The organism is Caballeronia sp. NK8 (genome assembly GCF_018408855.1).
In the GTDB taxonomy this organism is placed as follows: Bacteria; Pseudomonadota; Gammaproteobacteria; order Burkholderiales; family Burkholderiaceae; genus Caballeronia.
Map to the genome: position 1 here is coordinate 1209260 of NZ_AP024323.1, position 23314 is coordinate 1232573.

Here is a 23314-nt window from a genome sequence, read left to right on the forward strand (position 1 = left end):
GCTCGCTCAATGTGAATGACGCGGATTGCCGCGCGTTTCGATCACTTTCAGATACAGCGTCGCGGGTTCGAGGCATCCGCCCGTCGACAACTGTCCCACCGTCTGACGATACAGCTCCTGCCACGGCGTCTGCGCGGCGGGCGCGGCGAATGCGGATTGCGCGCGGCGGCTTTCGAGTTCGGCTTCGTCGAGCAAGATGTTCACGCTGCGCGCGTTCAGGTCGACGCGAATCCTGTCGTTCGTGCGCAGCAGCGCGAGACCGCCGCCCACCGCCGCTTCCGGCGACATGTTGAGAATCGACGGGCTCGCGGACGTGCCGCTTTGCCGTCCATCGCCCATGCAGGGCAGCGAATCGACGCCGCGTTTGATCATCTCCGCGGGCGGCGCCATGTTCACGACTTCCGCGCTGCCCGGATAGCCCACGGTGCCGCAGCCGCGTATGACGAGAATGCAACGCTCGTCGATCTCGAGCGCGGGATCGTTGATGCGTGCGTGATAGTCCTCGGGACCGTCGAAGACGATTGCGCGCGCTTCGAAGGTATTTTCCGCGCCTGGCTCGCTGAGATAGGTCTTCCTGAATGCGTCGCCGACGACCGACATCTTCATGATCGCGCTATCGAAGAAATTGCCCGACAGGACCATGAAGCCCGCGCCGTGCTTCAAGGGATCGCTGGCGGTGCGGATGACTTCGTTGTCGGCGGCGGGGGCATCGTGTGCGATCTCGCCGATCGTGCGGCCCGATACGGTCAGACAGTCGCGTCTGATGAGTCCGGCCTCGTCGAGCTGCCGGATCACCGCAGGTACGCCGCCCGAGCGATGGAAACTCTCGCCGAGATATTCACCCGCCGGCATGCAGTTCACGATGAGCGGCACTTGCTCGCCGTGGATCTGCCAGTCGTGGAGACTCAGTTCGATGCCCATGTGCCGCGCGATCGCAATCAGATGCGGCGGGCAGTTGGTCGACGCGCCGAGCGCGGACGCCACCACGATCGCGTTGATGAACGCGTCGCGCGTCATGATCGTCGACGGCTTCAACTCTTCGCGAACCATCTCGACGATGCGCTTGCCAGTCGCATACGCCATCTGCCCGCGCTCGCGATACGCGGCGGGAATGCTCGCGCATGTCGGCAGCGACATGCCGAGCGCTTCGGCGAGACTGTTCATCGAGAGCGCGGTGCCCATCGTGTTGCAATGACCGATCGACGGCGACGATGCCGTCGTCAGACGCATGAAGCCTTCGTAATCGATCTCGCCCGCCGCGAGCAGATTGCGCGCGTGCCAGATCACCGTGCCCGAGCCGACGCGCTTGCCTTCATGCCAGCCATCGAGCATCGGACCGCCCGACAGGACGATCGCCGGCATATCGACGGTCGCGGCCGCCATCAGGCAGGCGGGCGTGGTCTTGTCGCAACCGGTCGTGAGCACGACGCCATCGAGCGGAAAGCCGTGCAGGATTTCGACGAGGCCGAGATACGCGAGATTGCGATCGAGCGCCGCGGTCGGGCGGCGGCTCTGCTCCGCGAGCGGGTGAACGGGGAACTCCATCGGGATGCCGCCGGCGTCGCGAATGCCCGCCTTCGTGCGCGCAGCGAGTTCGATGTGGTGACGATTGCACGGCGCGAGGTCGCTGCCCGTCTGCGCAATGCCGATGATCGGGCGGCCCGACTGCAGCTCCTCGCGCGTGAGGCCGTAGTTCATGAAGCGCTCGACGTATAGCGCGGTCATGTCGGCATGCGAGGGATCGTCGAACCATTCCTGGCTGCGCAGACGCTTGGGATTGTGTTGGGACATGGGATTGTCTCTCCGTGATCCACAGTCGTTCGGCACGATCGCCGACGCTGCTGTTTGTAGTGACGTTACCGGTAACATTTCGGGCAATGTTAGCACCCCCTTCGCGGCTTGCCCGGCTCAGGCGCTCTCGCGAGGCAAGACAGAATACCCGACGCGCACGCGCTTGCCTGCCGGTCTGACGATGCCCTGCTCGTGCGCCTCCAGTGCAGCGAGCAAGGTCTCGCCCGTGCGCAGGCCGATGCCGTATGCGTCGACGGAAACCGTCGTGATCGATGGCGTGCAGCACGCGGCGACCTCGAAGTTGCCGAAGCCCGCAACGGCGATATCGTCAGGCACCGCAAGGCCGCGCCGGTGACATTCCATTATCGCGCCGAACGCGGACATGTCGCTCACGCACATCACGGCCTGCGTGTCGGGCCAGGTTTCGAGCAGCGCGGCCATCGCCGGGGCGCCGTGACTCATCGTGATCGGCGAATCGCCCAGACGTATGATGCGTTCGTCGTCGAAGCCGAGTGCCTTCATCTGCGCGCGGAAGCCTCTCAGGCGATCCAGACCGCGACGGTCCAGTTCGCTCGCTCCGCCGAGAAAACCGATGCGCTCGTGGCCTTGATTCGCCAGATAACGCACCATTTCTTTCGCCGCGCTGACATTGGAGAAACCGACGGCGGCATCGATCGGATCTGATGGCGAGTCCCACATCTCCACCACCGGCACGCCCGCGCGACGCAGCAGCGTGCACGTCGCTTCGGTATGACGCGAGCCGGTCAGCGCGATGCAGCGCGGCTGATGACGCAGCATCGAGCGCACGAGCCGCTCCTCGCGATCGAGATGGTAGTCCGTGTCGCCGATCAGCAGTTGCAGGCCGTGCGGCTCGAGCGATGCGGAAAGGCCCCGCACCGTGTCGGAAAAGTTGGAGCTCGCGAGCGACGGCACCAGCACGGCGACGAATTCCGATCGCCCCGACGACAACGCCCCGGCAGCGGCATCGGCGACGTAGCCGAGCTCGTCGATCGCCTTTTGCACGCGCTCGCGCGTCGCCAGCGCGACGCTGTGGCCGGCGAGCACGCGCGATACCGTCATCTTCGATACGCCGGCGAGGCGCGCGACGTCGGACATGCGCGGCGGCCCAGCGGAGGGATCGAAAGCGGAGTTGGCCATGCGTCGAAGTTCGGTATCGAGTGGGCGGTTTCAGTCGACCCGGACCCAACCGTCCTGACGCTGCTCCAGAATGATGTGCAGCTTCGTTTCCCCGGCTTCGCGATCGGCGGCGGTCACGTCGGGAAAGGCGCGCTTGATGTCGCGATCGTCCATCCAGGGCGCGACGTTTTCGAGCTTGTAGGTATAGGTGACATCCGAGCGGTGCGCGGTGGGGTCGGGCTCGGTCCAGCCTACGACCTTGTCCAGCTTGACATGCGCGTAGCAGATCATCCAGGCGCGTGGGTCATTGGTGGCGTTGGGGTCGCCAGCGGGCCGAGTAGTTTCGACCGCGTACTTCTGCCCCTCGCCCGTCAAGCTATACGCGATGCCGTTCTGCTTGGCGTTCGCGTTCGCCGGCGTCGGCGCGGCGCGAGCGATGAGCCCGGTCTTCTCGAGCGCGGCGAGCTGCTCGCGCAGCGCGGCGGCCGAATACTCGTTGAGGTCCCGGCTGCTATAAGCCGATGGAAACGCGTATGGCCCACGGCCGCTGCGATTCAGGCATAGCAGGCCGCGGTTGGTTTTCATGTCGGCGGAAATCGCGTCGCCCAGGCTGGACTCGCTTGCGTCGTTTTTCTTGCCGCACGCCGCGACAAGCAATGCGGCGCTGACGGCGGCAATCAACAGGCTCGTTCTCATGTGCGCTCCGGGAAGGGTCGGCATGACGGATACAACCTTCGGTGCCATTCTACCGACAGAAATCGCGTATTCGGAGAGGGGATGGTGTCGGAACGGACTATCGCGTGCAAATCGCCGCCAGAAACGCAAAAACCCCACCTTTGCGGGGTGGGGTTTTTGTTTTACGGCATGAGGAGCCTGACGATTACCTACTTTCACACGGGAACCCGCACTATCATCGGCGTGGAGTCGTTTCACGGTCCTGTTCGGGATGGGAAGGGGTGGGACCGACTCGCTATGGTCATCAGGCATGACTTGTTGTTGAGCGCCTGTGGGCGCACAACCAATCTGGGAAGAAGCGGTAAAGTATTCGGGTGGCGATTGTCGCACACGCTGTGACTCGCCAGTGCGGGCTCCTGAGGAGGCACAAACACACTGGTTATAGGATCAAGCCTTACGGGCAATTAGTATCAGTTAGCTCAATGCATTACTGCACTTACACACCTGACCTATCAACGTCCTGGTCTGGAACGACCCTTCAAGGGGCTCGAAGCCCCGGGGATATCTCATCTTAAGGCGAGTTTCCCGCTTAGATGCTTTCAGCGGTTATCTCTTCCGAACATAGCTACCCGGCGATGCCACTGGCGTGACAACCGGTACACCAGAGGTTCGTCCACTCCGGTCCTCTCGTACTAGGAGCAGCCCCCTTCAAATATCCAACGCCCACGGCAGATAGGGACCAAACTGTCTCACGACGTTTTAAACCCAGCTCACGTACCTCTTTAAATGGCGAACAGCCATACCCTTGGGACCGGCTACAGCCCCAGGATGAGATGAGCCGACATCGAGGTGCCAAACACCGCCGTCGATATGAACTCTTGGGCGGTATCAGCCTGTTATCCCCAGAGTACCTTTTATCCGTTGAGCGATGGCCCTTCCATACAGAACCACCGGATCACTATGACCTGCTTTCGCACCTGCTCGACTTGTCGGTCTCGCAGTTAAGCACGCTTATGCCATTGCACTATCAGCACGATTTCCGACCGTACCTAGCGTACCTTCGTACTCCTCCGTTACACTTTGGGAGGAGACCGCCCCAGTCAAACTGCCTACCATGCACTGTCCCCGACCCGGATCACGGGCCAAGGTTAGAACCTCAAACAAACCAGGGTGGTATTTCAAGGACGGCTCCACGCAAACTAGCGTTCACGCTTCATAGCCTCCCACCTATCCTACACAGATCGGTTCAAAGTCCAATGCAAAGCTACAGTAAAGGTTCATGGGGTCTTTCCGTCTAGCCGCGGGGAGATTGCATCATCACAAACACTTCAACTTCGCTGAGTCTCGGGAGGAGACAGTGTGGCCATCGTTACGCCATTCGTGCAGGTCGGAACTTACCCGACAAGGAATTTCGCTACCTTAGGACCGTTATAGTTACGGCCGCCGTTTACCGGGACTTCAATCAAGAGCTTGCACCCCATCATTTAATCTTCCGGCACCGGGCAGGCGTCACACCCTATACGTCCACTTTCGTGTTTGCAGAGTGCTGTGTTTTTATTAAACAGTCGCAGCCACCAGTTTATTGCAACCCTTTCACCCTCCTGGCGCAGGCCAGTCAAGCTACAAGGGCGTACCTTATCCCGAAGTTACGGTACCAATTTGCCGAGTTCCTTCTCCCGAGTTCTCTCAAGCGCCTTAGAATACTCATCTCGCCCACCTGTGTCGGTTTGCGGTACGGTCACTATTAGACTGAAGCTTAGAGGCTTTTCTTGGAACCACTTCCAATTGCTTCGCTTCCGAAGAAGCTCGCGCCACACCCTTGAATTACGTGCCCGGATTTGCCTAAGCACCTTCTCCAATGCAGCGACCGGGACGTCCAACACCCGGACAACCTTCCGCGATCCGTCCCCCCATCGCATCTAACAATGGTGCAGGAATATTGACCTGCTTCCCATCAGCTACGCATTTCTGCCTCGCCTTAGGGGCCGACTCACCCTACGCCGATGAACGTTGCGTAGGAAACCTTGGGCTTACGGCGAGGGGGCTTTTCACCCCCTTTATCGCTACTCATGTCAGCATTCGCACTTCCGATACCTCCAGCACGCTTTTCAACGCACCTTCGCAGGCTTACGGAACGCTCTCCTACCACACACGTATCTTTCAACGTGTATCCGCAGCTTCGGTGACTGGCTTGAGCCCCGTTACATCTTCCGCGCAGGACGACTCGATCAGTGAGCTATTACGCTTTCTTTAAAGGGTGGCTGCTTCTAAGCCAACCTCCTGACTGTTTTAGCCTTCCCACTTCGTTTCCCACTTAGCCAATCTTTGGGACCTTAGCTGGCGGTCTGGGTTGTTTCCCTCTTGACACCGGACGTTAGCACCCGATGTCTGTCTCCCGTGATTGCACTCTTCGGTATTCGGAGTTTGCTATGGCGTAGTAATCCGCAATGGACCCCACAACCATGACAGTGCTCTACCCCCGAAGGTGATACACGAGGCACTACCTAAATAGTTTTCGGAGAGAACCAGCTATTTCCAAGTTTGTTTAGCCTTTCACCCCTATCCACAGCTCATCCCCTAACTTTTCAACGTTAGTGGGTTCGGTCCTCCAGTACGTGTTACCGCACCTTCAACCTGGCCATGGATAGATCACTTGGTTTCGGGTCTACGCCCAGCAACTGATCGCCCTATTCGGACTCGCTTTCGCTACGCCTGCCTTAATCAGTTAAGCTCGCTACTGAACGTAAGTCGCTGACCCATTATACAAAAGGTACGCCGTCACCCGTTTCCAGGCTCCGACTGTTTGTATGCATGCGGTTTCAGGATCTATTTCACTCCCCTCCCGGGGTTCTTTTCGCCTTTCCCTCACGGTACTGGTTCACTATCGGTCGATCACGAGTATTTAGCCTTGGAGGATGGTCCCCCCATCTTCAGACAGGATTTCACGTGTCCCGCCCTACTTGTCGTACACCTAGTTCTTTCAACCTATTTTCGCCTACAGGGCTATCACCTGCTAGGGCCGCACTTTCCAGAGCGTTCGGCTAATAAGTCAAATAAAGAGTACAGGCTGATCCCATTTCGCTCGCCACTACTCTGGGAATCTCGGTTGATTTCTTTTCCTGCGGTTACTTAGATGTTTCAGTTCACCGCGTTCGCTTCACTGGACCTATGTATTCAGTCCAGGATGACCCATACGGGCCGGGTTTCCCCATTCGGACATCTACGGATCAAAGCTCGTTTGCCAGCTCCCCGTAGCTTTTCGCAGGCTACCGCGTCCTTCATCGCCTGTGATCGCCAAGGCATCCACCACATGCACTTGTTCGCTTGACCCTATAACGAGTGTGTCTGAGCGATCAGAGTTAGCGCTTTAGCGCTTACTTTGATCTCATCCCAGCAAGGGGACGACTCATTTCGTTACAGGCTGAGTATTCGCGTTGTGCCGTATTCCAAAGCGATCTCTCGATCACCTTTTCATACTTGATACAATCACTACCCTTAAATCTCTACTCACACCCATCTCTAAGTGCTTTCGCGATTCTCTTTACTACTTCTTCCAGATTGTTAAAGAACGTTTAGCCGATCGGGTCACTTCACTACCCAACAGCATCAACTGGCTATAGTCGCCAATGCTTAAGGTTCGCTGCCGTTTTTAGCAGAACCCTAAGCATTGAAGACTTGGTGGAGGATGACGGGATCGAACCGACGACCCCCTGCTTGCAAAGCAGGTGCTCTCCCAGCTGAGCTAATCCCCCTTCCGTGGCCTGACTACAAGTTGCCTCTCATCAGCACGCCTCTCTCGGGTGGTGGGTCTGGTTGGATTCGAACCAACGACCCCCGCCTTATCAAGACGGTGCTCTAACCGACTGAGCTACAGACCCTTAGCCTGTCTTTCTTACAGCCGATAAGCGTGAGCGCTCAACTTTGAAGTGCGAAGCTCGAGAAAGGAGGTGATCCAGCCGCACCTTCCGATACGGCTACCTTGTTACGACTTCACCCCAGTCATGAATCCCACCGTGGTAAGCGCCCTCCTTCGCAGGTTAGGCTACCTACTTCTGGTGAAACCCACTCCCATGGTGTGACGGGCGGTGTGTACAAGACCCGGGAACGTATTCACCGCGGCATGCTGATCCGCGATTACTAGCGATTCCAGCTTCACGCAGTCGAGTTGCAGACTGCGATCCGGACTACGATCGGTTTTCTGGGATTGGCTCCACCTCGCGGCTTGGCAACCCTCTGTTCCGACCATTGTATGACGTGTGAAGCCCTACCCATAAGGGCCATGAGGACTTGACGTCATCCCCACCTTCCTCCGGTTTGTCACCGGCAGTCTCCTTAGAGTGCTCTTGCGTAGCAACTAAGGACAAGGGTTGCGCTCGTTGCGGGACTTAACCCAACATCTCACGACACGAGCTGACGACAGCCATGCAGCACCTGTGCGCCGGTTCTCTTTCGAGCACTCCCACCTCTCAGCGGGATTCCGACCATGTCAAGGGTAGGTAAGGTTTTTCGCGTTGCATCGAATTAATCCACATCATCCACCGCTTGTGCGGGTCCCCGTCAATTCCTTTGAGTTTTAATCTTGCGACCGTACTCCCCAGGCGGTCAACTTCACGCGTTAGCTACGTTACTAAGGAAATGAATCCCCAACAACTAGTTGACATCGTTTAGGGCGTGGACTACCAGGGTATCTAATCCTGTTTGCTCCCCACGCTTTCGTGCATGAGCGTCAGTGTTGGCCCAGGGGGCTGCCTTCGCCATCGGTATTCCTCCACATCTCTACGCATTTCACTGCTACACGTGGAATTCTACCCCCCTCTGCCACACTCAAAGCCTGCCAGTCACCAATGCAGTTCCCAGGTTAAGCCCGGGGATTTCACATCGGTCTTAACAGACCGCCTGCGCACGCTTTACGCCCAGTAATTCCGATTAACGCTCGCACCCTACGTATTACCGCGGCTGCTGGCACGTAGTTAGCCGGTGCTTATTCTTCCGGTACCGTCATCCCACCACCATATTAGGGCGATGGTTTTCTTTCCGGACAAAAGTGCTTTACAACCCGAAGGCCTTCTTCACACACGCGGCATTGCTGGATCAGGGTTGCCCCCATTGTCCAAAATTCCCCACTGCTGCCTCCCGTAGGAGTCTGGGCCGTGTCTCAGTCCCAGTGTGGCTGGTCGTCCTCTCAGACCAGCTACAGATCGTCGCCTTGGTAGGCCTTTACCCCACCAACTAGCTAATCTGCCATCGGCCGCCCCTATAGCGCGAGGTCCCGAAGGATCCCCCGCTTTCTTCCGTAGATCGTATGCGGTATTAATCCGGCTTTCGCCGGGCTATCCCCCACTACAGGACACGTTCCGATGTATTACTCACCCGTTCGCCACTCGCCACCAGGGTTGCCCCCGTGCTGCCGTTCGACTTGCATGTGTAAGGCATGCCGCCAGCGTTCAATCTGAGCCAGGATCAAACTCTTCAGTTCAAACCTGTTACTGTTTTTCGGTTCCGTTAAGAACCGGTCGCTCACTCAACGTACTGACGATGATTAATCCATCTCTCGACAGATAAACCTTCCTCTGATACTTCGTGTGAGACTCTTGATTACTTTTGCTATTGCTTCAGCCCCGAAAGACTGAAACCGCACTCGCTATCAAGCGCCCACACTTATCGGCTGTTAGTTTTTAAAGAGCACATCGCAAGAATCACATCAACTTCCGTCTTGCGTCGCTGCATCAGCAGCAGAGAACGAGATTATGACGGGCCGATGATGTCATCGCAAGCCCCCTGCGCAAAATATTTTTCTGGACTCGCACAAGGCCTGCGAACGCGAGAAGCCTTGACCAATCTCCTCGCGTCCGATAAAAGCCGGCGACAAGTCAGCTTCCGAAAAACGGCTTGCAGAATCCCGCGGGGCCGACGCAATCCGAATCCGACATCGAACCATGCTTCATCGACATCGGCGTATGCATCGGGCCGGAACCCGATGCCGCCCCGCCCGCGTGCGTGCCCCCGTAAGCCTCGTTCGCTTCATTCGCGTTCTGTTGCGCAGCGACCTTCGCTTCCGCCGCCTGGATGTCCGCGGGATAGTTGGCTTGCTCACCCATGGCAGGCGAATATCCGGCTTGCTCCAACTGCACGAGCTCGGCCTTCACCTGCGCACGAGTCAGCGGACCATTCTGATCCTGCGCGAAAACAAGCGTGGGGGCCGCGACCACGGCGAGAGACACGACGATTTTGGCAATGGCGTTCATGATGTTCACACTCCGACAGATATAGGTTGACCGGATCGCACGCGATCCACGAACCTCATCGAACGCACAGGGCCCTTGCGCGGCTTCGACTCACTCGACCTAGGTTTCAAGCGTAGAGGCTTCGATTGGTTAACCCATACATGGGCCAATCTATTCCCACGACAAAGCACGAAGGCCGTCGAAAGAACATCAGGAGGGGGACAGACGAGAAAAGCGCGGAGGACGAACCGGATGAGGAGTCCGGCGAGGCGCCAGCCAGCGCCCGTCCACCGCATTGGGATTGTGACGCAAGGCGGCGCGAAGATCATCGCCGCTTGCGTTGAAGATGCCTTGCCTATCTCGCAACAATGTCGCCTGGGAAACGCGCGCTCAATGTGAGTCCGGCACGAGATGCACGCGCTTTTCCGTCGCCGCCTCGACAGCCGAGCGCGAATAGAGCAGCGGGAAGTACTGCCCATCGAGCCACATCTGCGCGAGATCGCGATAATGCGGGCTATCCGGGTCGCCGGACTCGCCGGGAAGATTCACCGCGCGCGAATCGTCCCAGTTGCCGACATCCACGACCACGCGAAACGACGGCCCATTGGTCTCGCGGAAATCGCTCGCACGGTACGTCGACTGATTCGGCGTATAGGCGCTGCCTCCCTTTCCTATCGGTCCGACATTGAGTTTCGCGCGCATGTCGGCATCGACGGCATCCGCGAGCGGATGCGCGTTCAGGTTCGTCTGCAGCTTGCCCCATTGCCACTTGCTTGCGTCCGCGCCTTGCAGATGCCGCATCTCTTCATAGGCATCGTGCAGGCTCGAAAGCAGCACGGCGTCGCGTCTGGCTTGCGCGTCATCACCGAAGCGCGTGTCCGGATGTTCCAGCGTATCGAGCATCACGGCCGTGTCGGGCGCGCCGAACGACGCCGCCGCGTCCTTCGGCAGCACCGCATCCTTGAACGCGCGGCCGAGATGCCGCGAGAGCCACACTTCTTCGAGCGCCGCTTGCGGCGAATCCGCGCCCATGTGTGCATCCCATCCGTTCAGCATCGCGAGTGCGGCGCGCGTGTCTTCGTCATCGCTGGAAAGCGGCGCGAGCAATGCAACGAGCCTGCGCGCGGGAATCGACACGATATCGTTTTGCAAACGCTCCGAGTCTTCGATCGAGACTTTAGGAAGCGACTTCAAAACCTCATCGATACGCTGATGGCGCGACCCGTTGGTCCATTCGAAACCGAGCTTGCGTTGCGCGTACGGATAACCCGCCGGCAGATTCATTTCATTCGACGTGGTGAAGTAACCCTGCGCCGGGTTATAGACCGAGGGCATCGCATCGCGCGGCCAGAAGCCCGCCCATTCATAGCGGCCATCGCCGGGCACGGGCATGAGGCCATCCCAGTTCGGGCGAATCGGCGCGAGTCCGCTCGGCACCCAACCGATATTGCCTTCCGTGTCCGCGTACACCTGATTGACGGTGGGCGCGCCCCATGTCGCAAGCGAAGCCTTGAATTGCGCGTAGTTCTTCGCGCGCATGTAGCGCATCGAATCGAAATAAGGCGACATGCCGGGCGACAGCCACGCCGTTCGCACGGCGAATGCGCGATGCTTGCCCTCTTCCGTATAGATCACCGGACCATGACGCGTGAAAAGCAGATCGGCGGTGACGGGCGATCCATTGCGCACGGCGATCTGCTCGCGCACGACACGCATCGGCTCCCACTTACCCTTATAGCGATACTGCCGAGGATTCGCCGGATTCAACTCGTACACATAGAGATCTTCCTGATCGATGTTGAAGATCGTGAGGCCATAAGCGATCGAGCCGTTGTGCCCGATCGAAATGCCCGGCGCGGAAGGTTCACCCGCGCCGATGATGTTCAGCGTCGGCGTGCTGATCTGCTGGATGTAGCGCAGGCTTGGCGCCGCATACGCGCGATGCGGATCGTTCGCCATGATCGCGCGTCCCGTCGTCGACTTCGATGGCGCGATCACCCAATTGTTACTGCCTTCGGTGACTTCCTCGGGATTCTCCGCGGCGGCGATCATCGTCGTGGATGCATCGGCGCTCTTCATCGACTCCCTTGTCACACGGACGCCTTGCGTCGCGAGCGTGAAGACCTTGAGGACGTCGTCCGGAAGACAGGGATCGAGGCCAGCGGGCATCTGCGCCTTCCACTGCGGCTGCAGGCCGAAACGCACCGAATCCGCATCGAGCGAACTCCGGCACGCCACGCGTGCCCGCGCCACTTCGCTCGTCAGGTTTCTGGTGAGACCGTGGCTGCGGATGCGTACGATGTCATCCGCATTCCATTTCGCCGGCCAATAGCCGATCTTGCGGAATTCATAGGGCATGCGGTCCGGATGTGCCGCAAGCCAGCCGATATACGCGTTCACGCCTTCAGCAAAACGCGTCGCCGCGGGCTTCGCATCGGGACCGTAGCGATGCCATTCGGTCGCCATGTCGCCGCGATACAGAAAGAGCCGCGTCGCCTTGTCCTGTTCGATGTATGCGGGACCGAAGACTTCCGAGAGTTCGCCGAGTCCGCGCCTGCGCCAGAGATCGATCTGGAACAGACGATCACGCGCCGCATTGAAGCCCTGCACGAAGAAGGCATCGCTGTCATTCGCCGCGAAGATATGCGGCACGCCCCAGCGATCGATCAGAATATCCGATGGCTGCGCAAGTCCCGCCACGGCGATCGTTTCAACGACCGGTGCTTCCGCCCGCGCGACTTGCGCTGACAGCGTCCCGGCTATCGACGCGCCGAACATGAGCGCGAGCAAGCGTTGTCTCTTCGTTACCTTCATCAGAGCGTCTCCTTTTCTTATCGATGTGAATTCGAGTCACGCGGATATCGCAATGTAATTGGAATGCCAAGGGCGCGCAAAGCCCGATCGCGCTTTCACGTTACATCTGGATACATTGAATGGCTCATGTGGCGTCGATCCTGCGAGTGCTCGCTCGTCGGAACAGTTGCAGCGCACGAAGGCGCGCACCCCTAGCAAAGGAGATACCTGATGACCACCCCTGTTCAGCATGTCGATCCGATCGAGATCGCGAGGCTCGTCTACGAGGCGTATGTCGCGAAGGATCGCGACACGATCGAAACCCTCATCGCCGAGGATTTTCACTTCACGAGTCCGCGCGACAACCGGCTCGACCGCGCGACCTACTTCTCCCGATGCTGGCCGAATTCGCAGGTGACGGACGACTTCAGATTCGTTCATCTCGTGCGTGATGGAGAACATGTGTTCGTGACCTATGATTTGCGCATGAAGGATGGCAGCGCATTTCGCAACACCGAGATTCTCACCATTCAGAACAGCAAGCTCACCGATGCGCAGGTCTTCTTTGGATGGATGCTTCCTCACGAAGCGCCGGAGGGAGGCTATCTTTGACTTTAATTCGCGATCCGAACTATCTGGCGCACTTCTTCTCAATCAGATAACTTTCTTTCATCTATCTAACTAAAACCCGTCGATAAAAGGCAAAAGAAAGCACCCGTTACCCGCATCTCACGCAAACGTTTCACAAAACTTTCGCGCAGCATCAGCACACTGGCGTCCGCATTCATCATCGCATGCGTACGCCAGAGGAACCCGCTCATGCTGTGTCGTTCAGTCCTGATCTCCGCGTTGTTGCTGTCGCTCTCTGCCTGTGGTCCCGGCGACAACGCAACGCCCATCCCATCGCCGAATGCGAATGCCGCGTCCGATAGCGCCGCTACGGACGCGGCATTGCCCGTATTCGCCAGCGACCCGGTTGCAAGCGCACAGGCGAGCCTGGACGCCGACAGCCGCCAGGTCATGCCCGTCCTGAGTTATGCGCCGGACTCCGATGACAGCACGCATCGCTGACTACCGCTTTTCCCCCAAGCAGAAGGAAAATAACCGATGACATCGCCTAGCCGTCGCCGTTTCCTGCAAACCGTCGCCCAATCGGCGGGCGCCGCCGCAGCGCTCACCGCCTTTCCCGATTCGATCCGTCGCGCACTGGCGGTTCCGGCCGCCTCACGCAACGGAAGCATTCAGGATGTCGAACATATCGTCGTGTTCATGCAGGAGAACCGCTCCTTCGATCACTACTTCGGCCACTTGCGCGGCGTGCGCGGCTATAACGATCGCTTTCCGATCCCGCTTCCGAACGGCAAGCCCGTATGGTTCCAGCCGTCGAAAGCGGACCCGACGAAGCCCGTTTTGCCGTTTCATCTCGACACCTCGACGACGAGCGCGCAATGTGTCGGCGATCTGGACCACTCCTGGTACAAGACGCACGCTGCAATCGATGCGGGCCGTTACGATCAGTGGTGCGCGAACAAGACCGACATGACGATGGGCTACCATCTGCGCAGCGATATTCCGTTTCACTACGCGCTCGCCGATGCATTCACCGTCTGCGATGCCTACTTCTGCTCGCTGCCCGGACCGACACACCCCAACCGCGCCTATCTCATGACGGGCATGGTCGACCCGACGGGCACGAAGGGCGGCCCGCTTCTCGACAACAACGATTTCGTGGATGGCGACGGCCCGCCGAATTATCAATTGCTGTCGTGGACCACGTATCCGGAACGGCTCCAGGAAGCCGGCGTTTCGTGGCAGATCTATCAGCAAGGGCTGACGGGCGACGATCCGCTCAATGGCAACTACGGCACCAACATCCTGCAGAACTTCACGAACTTCATCAATGCGAAGCCCGGCACGCCGCTCCATGAGCGCGCGCAGACCGTGCGCACGATCGACGATCTGAAGGCCGACGTGCTCGCGAACCGCTTGCCGCAAGTGTCATGGCTGTGCCCGCCCGCCGCGTTTTCCGAGCATCCGAAATACACGCCGGCCTATGGCGCGGAATACACGTCGCAAGTGCTCGACGCGTTGACTTCGAATCCCGAGGTGTGGAGCAAGACCGTGCTCTTCATCATGTACGACGAGAACGACGGATTCTTCGATCATGTCGTGCCGCCGCAGCCGCCGACCTCGCGCGCGCAAGGCCTATCGACCGTCACGACCGACGGCGAAATACACAACATCGTGAATCCGGCGCGCGGCGGCAGCTATACCGTCGACAATCTGCCTTATGGTCTCGGGCCGCGCGTGCCGATGACGATCGTGTCGCCGTGGACGAAAGGCGGCTTCGTTTGCTCGCAGGTCTTCGATCACACGTCGGTGATCCGCTTCATCGAAGCACGCTTCAACGTGACGGAACCGAACATCACGCCGTGGCGTCGTTCGGTGTGCGGGGACCTGACAGCAGCATTCGATTTCCGCACCACCGATTCGCGCATGCCGACGCTCCCGGACACGAGCAATTACCGCACGATCGCGGACAACCAATGCTCGACGCAACCGCCGCCGACCGTCCCCACGACGCCCGCGCCGATCGACGCACAGGAATCCGGGCCACGTTTCGCCCGCGCATTGCCTTACGAGTTGCACGTGAACGGCCACGCCAAGAGCAAGCAGAATCAGTTTGTCATCGAGTTCGCGAACACGGGCCGTCAGGGCGCGCACTTCTACGTGTATTCGGGCAATCGCAGCGATGGTCCGTGGCGCTACACCGTCGAAGCAGGAAAGTCCGTGCGCGAAACGTTCGATCTCGTCAACACCAACGGCGTCTATGCATTCACGGTGTACGGACCGAATGGTTTCGTACGCAACTTTTCCGGCAGCGCCGCGCGCGCGACGGACAAGCACGCCGAGCGCAACGCGCAAGCGGAAGTCAAGGCGCATTACGACATCGCGAACGGCAACCTCGTGCTTCGCTTCGTCAACGACGGCAATGCGCATGCAAGGCTATCCGTGGTCGAAAACGCATACGGTGCACACGCGCGTCAGGTGAATGTGCCGCCGGGCGCAACGGTCGAGGAAACCTGGAATCTCGCGGCCAGCCATCACTGGTATGACGTGACGGCAAGTGACCGCGACGACGCGAGTTTCTCGCGCCGCATCGCGGGTCATATCGAAACCGGGCGGCCGAGCATCACCGATCCGGCTGCAGTCGCACCTGTCACGTCCGCCAGCTGAGAGCGCGCACTCCGCCCCGATGCAAACCGGGGCGGAGTGCGTCATTCATCGTGCGGCGGTTGTTCTTGTAACGCCGTATCGCGGATGACTTCCGCAAATTTTTCCAGCGCCTGCAACGGGCCGCTCACGCTGTTGTATTCCTGAGTTCCGATCCGGCCTTCAAGCACCACCGAAAAGCCGCAGTCCTGCGCAATTTTCAAAAGATCGTCCATATCGCATTCGCCTCATCTCGTCATGGCGAAGCAGATGTAATGCCCGCTTCTGAGTCGGTCATTTTTACCATTACCGCGATACGAGTCCGAATTTTTACCCGGCGTGATTCGTCAGTCTTTATCGCCCTGATCACCTCGCGGCCGTCGTTCTCTCTCCTATGCTTCTCTTCAAACGCAGGACGTGTGCGACAAACGCGCGCTCCGCTTGACATCGACGTCTCGATTCACGTATTGTTTGGTACACCAACCAAGAAACACAAGACGTTTATTTTCGGAGCACGTCATGAGCCGCGTCACCGGCATAACTTTCTGCTTGCTATTCGCCGCGAGTCTCGCGGCGTGCTCGCACCAGGATCGCGATAACTATCAGGGTTATGTCGAGGGCGAATTCGTCTACCTGGGTTCGTCGCAATCGGGCAAGCTCACGGCGCTATCCGTCGCGCGCGGGCAAACGGTTAAAGCGGGCGCGGGCACCTTCGCGCTCGAATCCGTCGATGAAACCGCCGCGCTCGATCAAGCCCAGCGCCAGCTCACGGCCGCCCAGTCGCAGCTCGAAGACATCCTCACGGGGAAGCGCGCTCCAGAGGTCGCTTCGGTGCGTGCACAACTCGCGCAGGCGCGCGCGAACGCGCGCAAGGCCGCGTTGCAGCTGAGCCGCGACGAAGCGCAATTCAGCGCGGGCGGCATCGCCAAAGGGCAACTCGACGACTCCCGCGCGAACGCCGATGCCGCCGCCGCGCAAGTGCGCGATCTCGCCGAGCAGGTCGACATCGCACGCTTGCCGGGCCGGCCGCAACAGATCGCCGCGCAGCGCGCGCAAGTGGCCGCCGCGCAGGCGTTCGTCGCACAGGCGCAATGGAAAGTCGATCAGAAGCGCGTAGCCGCGCCCGCGGACGGACTCGTGTACGACACGCTCTATCGCGTCGGAGAATGGGTGCAGGCGGGCAATCCTGTCGTGCAGATGCTGCCGCCGCAGAACGTGAAGGTTCGCTTCTTCGTGCCTGAGAACGTGGTCGGCAGCCTCGCGACGGGCCGCGCGGTATCGATTCATTGCGACGGCTGCACGGAAGACGTACCCGCGAAAATCACCTACGTGTCCAATCAGGCGGAATACACGCCACCGGTCATCTACAGCAACGAAAGCCGTTCGAAACTCGTGTTCATGGTCGAGGCCCATCCTCAGGCAAGTGACGCGGCGAAGCTTCATCCCGGCCAACCCGTCGCGGTGAGGTTGCAATGAGCGCACAGGAAACGCCCTACGTCATCGACGTGCACAAACTCAACAAGCACTTCGGCGACAAGCACGTCGTCAACGACGTGTCCTTGCAGGTCGCGCGCGGCGAGATCTTCGGCTTTCTCGGTCCGAACGGCAGCGGCAAGACAACATCGATCCGCCTGATGTGCGGACTGCTCACGCCGGATTCGGGCAGCGGCACCTGTCTGGGTTACGACATCGTGCGCGAGAGCGAAGAGATCAAGCGCAACGTCGGCTATATGACGCAGCGCTTCTCGTACTGGGAAGATCTGACGATCCGCGAGAACCTCGATTTCGTCGCGCGCATCTATCAGATGGCGAATCGTCGCGAGGCCGTGGATGGCGCGCTCGAAGCGCTCGGCCTGCAAAGCCGCGCGAATCAACTGACGGGCTCGCTCTCGGGCGGATGGAAGCAACGCCTCGCCCTCGCCGCCTGCATGCTCCACGAGCCGAAACTGCTGTTGCTCGACGAACCCACCGCCGGCGTCGATCCCACCGCGCGCCGCGACTTCTGGGAAGAGCTGCATCGTCTCGCCGCGAAAGGTATCTCCGTGCTCGTCAGCACGCATTACATGGATGAGGCCGAGCGCTGTCACAAGCTCGCGTATATCGCTTACGGCAAGCTGCTGGCACAAGGCACCGCGAGCGAAGTGATCGCATCGCAGAACCTCTCCACGTGGACCATTCAGGGCGAGCATCTAAGTGCGCTGTCGGAGCGCTTGCGCAAGACGCCGGGCGTCGATCAGACGGTCGTGTTCGGCTCGGCCCTGCACGTGAGCGGCAGCGATCATGCCGCGCTCGAACAGGCCGTGCGCGATGCGACCAGGGACGGCGCAACGCGCGCCGCACGCATCGACACCGGGCTCGAAGATGTCTTCATCTATCTGATGAGCCGCGCCACCGATAACTTCAAGGTGACATCATGAGCGTGAGCGGCTTTCTGGCGGTCTTCACGCGCTTCTCCTTCACGCGCTGGTGGAGCATCGTCACCAAGGAGTTTCTGCAATTGCGGCGCGACCGCATCACGTTCGGCATGATCGTCGGCTTGCCGATCGTGCAGCTCGCGCTGTTCGGCTATGCGATCAACACGGACCCGAAGCATTTGCCGACGGCTGTCATCATCGGCGATCAGAGTCCGTTCTCGCGCAGCTTCATCGCGGCGATGACGCACTCCGAGTACTTCGACATCGTCGAAACACTGCCCGACGATGCAGCGGGGCGCCGCGCGCTCGCGCAGGGCCGCGTGCTCTTCGTGCTCGACATTCCCGCCGATTTCTCGCGCAAGCTGTTGCGCGGCGAGCGGCCCGCGCTGCTCGTCGAAGCGGACGCCACCGATCCGAACGCGGTCAGCAAGGCGAGCAATTCACTGACCGGACTCGTGCAGTCGGTCGCCAGCAAGGACATGACCGGTCCGCTCGCGCATTTGAACGCGACGCCCGCCCCTTTCGACGTGCAGGTCCACAACCTCTACAACCCGGAAGGCATCACGCAATACAACGTCGTGCCCGGTCTGATGGGCGTGATCCTCACGATGACGCTCGTCATGATGACCGGCCTCGCGATGACACGCGAACGCGAGCGCGGCACGATGGAGAACCTGCTCGCCACGCCCGTTCTCCCGGTCGAAGTGATGACGGGCAAGATCGTGCCGTACGTGTTCATCGGCCTCATTCAGGCGTCGATCATTCTCGCGGCCACGCGCTTCGTGTTTCATGTGCCGTTCGTCGGCAATCCGCTCGCGATCTATCTCGCCGCGCTGCTGTTCATCGCCGCGAATCTGACGGTGGGCATCACGTTGTCATCGCTCGCGCAGAACCAGCTTCAGGCCATGCAGCTGACCATGTTCTATTTCCTGCCCAACATCCTTCTGTCGGGCTTCATGTTTCCGTTTGCGGGCATGCCCGGCTGGGCGCAGTTCATCGGCAATCTGCTGCCGCTCACTTATTTCAATCGCCTGATTCGCGGCATTCTGCTCAAGGGCAACAGCTGGGCGGACCTGTGGCCTTCGGTCTGGCCGATGGCGCTTTTCACCGTCATCGTAATGTGCATTGCATTGCGCTTCTACCGGCGCACGCTCGACTAGGAAGATGTCGATGAAACCGATCCTTTCCCTTTGCGCGATCGTCCTGTGCGGTTGCACCGTGGGCCCCGACTTTCACGCGCCCGCGCCGCCCGATACGCAGACCTACGTCAAATCGTCCGCGGCATCGCAAGGCTTTCCATCAGCCGAGCATGCGTTGCCGCTCTGGTGGACGCAGTTCGGCTCCGATCCGCTGAACCGTCTCGTCGATCGCGCGCTGAACGACAGTCCGACGCTCGAACAAGCGCGCGCGAAGCTCGTGCAGGCGCGCGAAGACTATCGGGCGCAAGCGGGCGCGACGTACTTCCCCGCCGTCGATGCCTCGCTCTCCGGAACGCGTCAGAAGGTCGATCCTGCCGCGTTCGGCGTGCCCATTCCGAGCCCCGGACCGTTCACGCTCTTCGATGCATCGGTCAGCGTGTCGTACACGCTCGATATCTTCGGCGGCGAGCGTCGCGCGCTCGAAGCATTGCGCGCGCAAGTGGATTACCAGTCGTTCGAACTCGATGCGGCGCGGCTAACGATTGCGGGCAATGTCGTCGCTACCGCGATACGGCGCGCTTCGTTGCAGCAGCAGATCACGCTCACCGAACGTCTCATCGATGCACAGAGCCGGCAACTGGGCATCATGGAAGGCCGACTGCACGCGGGCGGCGTCGCGACGTTCGATGTGCGCAGCCAGCGCACGCTGGTCGAGCAGACGCGCGCGAGTTTGCCATCGCTCATCACGCAACGCGATCAGGCCGATCACCGGCTCGCGGTGTTGCTCGGCGTCGAGCCGTCCAAAGCGGATTTCGATGCGATCACGCTCGACTCGCTGCATCTGCCCGGCAGCGTGCCGCTCACCTTGCCTTCGACGCTCGCGCGCGAACGTCCCGACATCCGCGCCTCCGAGGCCTTGCTGCATCAGGCGAGCGCGAATGTCGGCGTGGCGACGGCCGATCTCTATCCAAAGTTCTCGCTATCGGCCGGAGTGGGCAGCCAGCGCACCAACATCCACGACATGCTCAACAGCCTGAACGTATGGAATGCCGGTCTGAATCTCACGCAGCCGCTGTTTCATGGCGGCGAACTGCGCGCGAAGAAGCGCTCGTCGGAAGCGGCCTACGACGCGGCGATGCAGGCCTATCGACAAACCGTGCTGGACGCGCTGCAACAGGTCGCCGATAGCCTGACCGCGCTTCAGAACGACGCGAGCGCATTGCAGGCGCGCGAAATCGCAGCAAATGAAGCACAAGCGAATCTGGATACGACCGGCGCGCGCTATGCGGCTGGCGGCGTAAGCCGTTTCGATTTGCTCGACACGCAACGCCAGGCGTTACAAACACAGCTCGATTACGCGCTCGCGCAAGCAACGCGCCTCTCCGATACCGCCGCGCTCTTTCAATCGCTGGGCGGCGCGGGCGAAGACATGAAGGCTGCCACTAACTAGCGAGCGTCCCGAGCCGATGCTTGAGCACCTTGCCGCTTGCGGAGACGGGCAACGCGTCGAGAATGCGGATCGACGAAGGCCGTTTGTATGGCGCGAGCCGCGCGCTCACCCACTCCGCGAGTTCGCATTCGTTCGTCGAGACACCCGGCCTCAGTTCGACGAACGCGAGCACCTCCTCGTTGCCCTCCACCTTTCGTCCGATCACGGCGGAATGCAGCACGGCGGGATGGCTGTTGAACGCCTGTTCCAATTCGGCGGGATAGACGTTGAAACCCGAGCGGATGATGAGTTCCTTGCTGCGTCCGACGATATACAGATTGCCGTTCTCGAAGCGCGCGAGATCGCCGGTCTTGAGCCATCCGTCCGCCGTCACCGTGGCCGCCGTTTGCGCCGGATCGCGATAATAACCGAGCATGACGTTCGGGCCACGTACCCATAGTTCGCCAGTATCGTCGTTATCGAGCGGCACGATGCGTGCCTCGACACCGGGAATCAACGGACCGACGGACGAATCGCGCGCGGGCGCATCGAGCGATGTGTTCGACACGGTCGGACTGCTTTCGGTCATGCCATAGCCGTTGTGCAAGGGCACGCCATAGAACGCTTCGGCGGCAGCCTTGAGCGTCATGTCGAGCGGTGAGCCGCCGCAATAGACGAAGCGCAGCGACGGCGCGTTCAGGCCGCCGCGCGGCGTGAAGTGATCGATCAGCTTCGCATGCATCGCGGGCACGCCCTGAAAGATCGTCATCCGTTCTTCGCTGAGCACGCGGCCCGCGCGCGCAGCATCGAAGCGCGCCGCGAGCCGCAGCATCGCGCCCGCGTAGAGCGAACCGAGGCACATCGAAGCGAGGCCGAACACATGCGAGATCGGCAGCACGGCATAGACGCGATCGCGGGAACCCACACGGCGCAGCGTGCTCGATACCGCCGCGACGAACAGCAGATTGCGATGCGAAAGCATCACGCCCTTCGGCGCACCGGTCGTGCCCGTCGTGTAGATGAGCGCGGCGCATTGCCGGTCCGATGGCAAGCCGTGCGGCTCCTGCGCGGAAGTCGCATCGACGGCGCTCAGTGCGAACGCGCCTATTGAAATTGCGTCGAGCGATTCGACCGAAGCGCCATCGCGTTGCGCATGATGCGCGGCATCGTCGGAGGCTTCGACGGTATAGAACGCGAGACGCGGTTTCGCATGCGCGCGGATCGCGTCGAGTTCGACCGCGGAAAGACGCGCGTTCGTCACGAACGCCCATGCATCGAGACGGCTGGCCGCAAACAGCGAAGCAACGAGCGCGACGCTGTTCTCGCCGATCAGCATCACGCGATCGCCGGCGCGCACGCCCGCTGCCGCAAGACGCGCGGCGAGCGCATCGATGGCATCGTCGAGTTGCGCATAGGTCAGCGTGCGCGCGTCCTCATGCAACGCGATGTGATCCGGATGCGCCTTCGCGCCGCGCGAGACGATTGCGTCGATGCGCGCGGGCAAGGACGCAATGAGCTGGTTCGTATCCATATCGGGCGATACCGTTCGTAACCCTGAGGCCCGAATGATAACGCCCGCGCATCATCCCGCGAAACGCGGCTCGGGAATGCCGCGCACGCCGAGCCCCGTCACCGCGAAGAGGCCGCCCTTGTCGTGCTCCTTCTGCGGAATGCCCCACATCGGACGGCCCATCGTCGATACATAGAGGATGTCGAGATTCGGCCCGCCGAACATCACGCTCGTCAGATTGCGCACCGGAAACGGCACGACGCGATCGAGCTTGCCATCGGGCGCGAAGCGCAGAATGCGCCCGCCGAACACGAGCGCGGACCATACGTAGCCATCCTCGTCGACGGTCGCGCCATCGAAGGTGCCCGCCATGTCGTGCGCGGATACGAACAGGCGCTTGTTCGTCGCAGCGCCCGTTTCGATGTCGTAGTCGTACGCGTACATCTCCTTGCTGTAGGTGTCGGTGAAGTAAAAGGTCTTGTTGTCGGGGCTCCAGCATGGGCCGTTCGAGCAACTGATGCCGCTGTCGAGCCGCGTGACCTTGCCGTTCGTATCGAGCCGATAGAGACCGCCGCTGCGCGTCGAGCGCTGGCCGCGATCGGCGTCGTAGCGGTCGAAGTCGTACGACATGGTGCCCGCGATGAAACGGCCGCGACGATCCACCTTGCCGTCATTGAAACGTGTCTCGGGATCGTCGCTTTCCGGATCGGCGATGAACTGCACGGTCTGTGCGTCGAAGTCGTAGAAATGCAGGCCGTTGGCGAGTGCGACCACCGCGCCGCCTTGCTCGCGCAACGCCATCGAGCCGATATGACGCGGCACGAAATAGCGCTTCACGTCGCCGCCGTCCGCGCGACAGCTATAGATTTCGGCGGCCGTGCTGTCGATCCAGTACAGCCGTTCCTCCTTCACGTCCCACAACGGTCCTTCGCCGAGATGATTGTTCGCATCGACGAGCAAGCGTACTTCGGCCATCGTTGTCTCCTTGA

Annotated in this window: 15 protein-coding genes, 2 tRNA genes and 3 rRNA genes; 6 read left to right on the plus strand and 14 right to left on the minus strand. The window is 60.4% G+C overall.

Going from position 1 to position 23314, the window contains the following annotated elements:
- Positions 1-6: 6 nt before the first annotated feature.
- The 10 genes from NK8_RS20270 to NK8_RS20315 all read right to left on the minus strand — a co-directional run bounded on the left by NK8_RS20270 (position 7) and on the right by NK8_RS20315 (position 12641).
- Positions 7-1791 carry an IlvD/Edd family dehydratase gene (locus tag NK8_RS20270; RefSeq protein WP_213229263.1) on the minus strand — a complete coding sequence of 595 codons (1785 nt, stop codon included), beginning with the start codon at positions 1789-1791 and terminating at the stop codon, positions 7-9.
- Between the two features lie 117 nt (positions 1792-1908).
- The gene (locus NK8_RS20275; RefSeq protein WP_213229265.1) at positions 1909-2949 is read right to left on the minus strand and encodes a LacI family DNA-binding transcriptional regulator; all 1041 of its coding nucleotides are present in this window, start codon (positions 2947-2949) and stop codon (positions 1909-1911) included.
- A gap of 30 nt (positions 2950-2979) precedes the next feature.
- Positions 2980-3624, minus strand: coding sequence for a hypothetical protein (locus NK8_RS20280; RefSeq protein ID WP_162067815.1), 645 nt, complete (start codon positions 3622-3624; stop codon positions 2980-2982).
- 175 nt (positions 3625-3799) lie between these two features.
- A 5S ribosomal RNA gene (gene rrf / locus NK8_RS20285) occupies positions 3800-3912 on the minus strand.
- Between the two features lie 134 nt (positions 3913-4046).
- Positions 4047-6933 (minus strand): 23S ribosomal RNA (locus tag NK8_RS20290).
- Positions 6934-7279: 346 nt separating this feature from the next.
- Positions 7280-7355, minus strand: a tRNA-Ala gene (locus NK8_RS20295).
- A 49-nt stretch (positions 7356-7404) separates the two neighbouring features.
- A tRNA-Ile gene (locus NK8_RS20300) sits at positions 7405-7481 on the minus strand.
- A gap of 62 nt (positions 7482-7543) precedes the next feature.
- Positions 7544-9079 (minus strand): 16S ribosomal RNA (locus NK8_RS20305).
- Together the 16S, 23S and 5S rRNA genes with 2 tRNA genes alongside form the textbook arrangement of a ribosomal RNA operon.
- A 394-nt stretch (positions 9080-9473) precedes the next feature.
- Positions 9474-9848 (minus strand): DUF4148 domain-containing protein, encoded by a 375-nt coding sequence (locus NK8_RS20310; protein WP_213229266.1) that lies wholly within the window; start codon positions 9846-9848, stop codon positions 9474-9476.
- A gap of 369 nt (positions 9849-10217) precedes the next feature.
- Complete coding sequence (locus NK8_RS20315; RefSeq protein WP_213229268.1) at positions 10218-12641, minus strand: penicillin acylase family protein; 2424 nt, start codon at positions 12639-12641, stop codon at positions 10218-10220.
- A 210-nt stretch (positions 12642-12851) separates the two neighbouring features.
- Here NK8_RS20315 and NK8_RS20320 point away from each other — a divergent pair, with 210 nt between their 5' ends.
- On the plus strand, positions 12852-13232 hold the full coding sequence (locus NK8_RS20320; protein WP_213229270.1) for a nuclear transport factor 2 family protein: 381 nt from the start codon (positions 12852-12854) through the stop codon (positions 13230-13232).
- 65 nt (positions 13233-13297) lie between these two features.
- On the opposite strand, the gene NK8_RS20325 is transcribed toward NK8_RS20320, so the two are convergent.
- A complete protein-coding gene (locus NK8_RS20325) occupies positions 13298-13642 on the minus strand; it encodes a hypothetical protein (RefSeq protein WP_213229272.1) in 345 nt (114 codons plus the stop codon).
- An 85-nt stretch (positions 13643-13727) separates the two neighbouring features.
- Here NK8_RS20325 and NK8_RS20330 point away from each other — a divergent pair, with 85 nt between their 5' ends.
- Entirely contained in the window at positions 13728-15857 is a 2130-nt protein-coding gene (locus NK8_RS20330; RefSeq protein WP_213229274.1) for a phosphocholine-specific phospholipase C, read from the plus strand.
- A 41-nt stretch (positions 15858-15898) separates the two neighbouring features.
- Here the strand turns inward: NK8_RS20330 and NK8_RS20335 are convergent, their stop codons facing one another.
- Complete coding sequence (locus NK8_RS20335; RefSeq protein ID WP_174258079.1) at positions 15899-16069, minus strand: hypothetical protein; 171 nt, start codon at positions 16067-16069, stop codon at positions 15899-15901.
- Positions 16070-16352: 283 nt separating this feature from the next.
- Between NK8_RS20335 and NK8_RS20340 the strand changes: the two genes are divergently transcribed.
- From NK8_RS20340 to NK8_RS20355, 4 genes are read left to right on the plus strand one after another with little or no spacing between them, the layout of a single operon-like run.
- The gene (locus NK8_RS20340) at positions 16353-17309 is read left to right on the plus strand and encodes an HlyD family secretion protein (RefSeq protein ID WP_213229276.1); all 957 of its coding nucleotides are present in this window, start codon (positions 16353-16355) and stop codon (positions 17307-17309) included.
- On the plus strand, positions 17306-18250 hold the full coding sequence (locus NK8_RS20345) for an ABC transporter ATP-binding protein (protein ID WP_213229278.1): 945 nt from the start codon (positions 17306-17308) through the stop codon (positions 18248-18250). The genes NK8_RS20340 and NK8_RS20345 overlap by 4 nt, the downstream gene beginning before the upstream one ends.
- On the plus strand, positions 18247-19407 hold the full coding sequence (locus NK8_RS20350) for an ABC transporter permease (protein WP_213229280.1): 1161 nt from the start codon (positions 18247-18249) through the stop codon (positions 19405-19407). Before NK8_RS20345 ends, NK8_RS20350 begins: the two co-directional genes overlap by 4 nt.
- Positions 19408-19417: 10 nt before the next feature.
- Positions 19418-20836: an efflux transporter outer membrane subunit gene (locus tag NK8_RS20355; RefSeq protein WP_213229282.1), complete on the plus strand. Its 1419-nt coding sequence runs from the start codon at positions 19418-19420 to the stop codon at positions 20834-20836.
- On the opposite strand, the gene NK8_RS20360 is transcribed toward NK8_RS20355, so the two are convergent.
- Both NK8_RS20360 and NK8_RS20365 read right to left on the minus strand, forming a co-directional pair.
- On the minus strand, positions 20829-22346 hold the full coding sequence (locus tag NK8_RS20360) for a class I adenylate-forming enzyme family protein (protein ID WP_213229284.1): 1518 nt from the start codon (positions 22344-22346) through the stop codon (positions 20829-20831). The genes NK8_RS20355 and NK8_RS20360 overlap by 8 nt on opposite strands.
- A gap of 51 nt (positions 22347-22397) precedes the next feature.
- Positions 22398-23300 carry an SMP-30/gluconolactonase/LRE family protein gene (locus NK8_RS20365; RefSeq protein ID WP_213229286.1) on the minus strand — a complete coding sequence of 301 codons (903 nt, stop codon included), beginning with the start codon at positions 23298-23300 and terminating at the stop codon, positions 22398-22400.
- Positions 23301-23314 lie beyond the last annotated feature (14 nt).

Coding starts and splice junctions, on each gene's coding strand:
- NK8_RS20270 (WP_213229263.1), bottom strand. CDS start 1,791: ATGTCCCAACACAATCCCAAGCGTCTGCGCAGCCAGGAATGGTTCGAC.
- NK8_RS20275 (WP_213229265.1), bottom strand. CDS start 2,949: ATGGCCAACTCCGCTTTCGATCCCTCCGCTGGGCCGCCGCGCATGTCC.
- NK8_RS20280 (WP_162067815.1), bottom strand. CDS start 3,624: ATGAGAACGAGCCTGTTGATTGCCGCCGTCAGCGCCGCATTGCTTGTC.
- NK8_RS20310 (WP_213229266.1), bottom strand. CDS start 9,848: ATGAACGCCATTGCCAAAATCGTCGTGTCTCTCGCCGTGGTCGCGGCC.
- NK8_RS20315 (WP_213229268.1), bottom strand. CDS start 12,641: ATGAAGGTAACGAAGAGACAACGCTTGCTCGCGCTCATGTTCGGCGCG.
- NK8_RS20320 (WP_213229270.1), top strand. CDS start 12,852: ATGACCACCCCTGTTCAGCATGTCGATCCGATCGAGATCGCGAGGCTC.
- NK8_RS20325 (WP_213229272.1), bottom strand. CDS start 13,642: ATGACCTGGCGGCTGTCGGCGTCCAGGCTCGCCTGTGCGCTTGCAACC.
- NK8_RS20330 (WP_213229274.1), top strand. CDS start 13,728: ATGACATCGCCTAGCCGTCGCCGTTTCCTGCAAACCGTCGCCCAATCG.
- NK8_RS20335 (WP_174258079.1), bottom strand. CDS start 16,069: ATGGACGATCTTTTGAAAATTGCGCAGGACTGCGGCTTTTCGGTGGTG.
- NK8_RS20340 (WP_213229276.1), top strand. CDS start 16,353: ATGAGCCGCGTCACCGGCATAACTTTCTGCTTGCTATTCGCCGCGAGT.
- NK8_RS20345 (WP_213229278.1), top strand. CDS start 17,306: ATGAGCGCACAGGAAACGCCCTACGTCATCGACGTGCACAAACTCAAC.
- NK8_RS20350 (WP_213229280.1), top strand. CDS start 18,247: ATGAGCGTGAGCGGCTTTCTGGCGGTCTTCACGCGCTTCTCCTTCACG.
- NK8_RS20355 (WP_213229282.1), top strand. CDS start 19,418: ATGAAACCGATCCTTTCCCTTTGCGCGATCGTCCTGTGCGGTTGCACC.
- NK8_RS20360 (WP_213229284.1), bottom strand. CDS start 22,346: ATGGATACGAACCAGCTCATTGCGTCCTTGCCCGCGCGCATCGACGCA.
- NK8_RS20365 (WP_213229286.1), bottom strand. CDS start 23,300: ATGGCCGAAGTACGCTTGCTCGTCGATGCGAACAATCATCTCGGCGAA.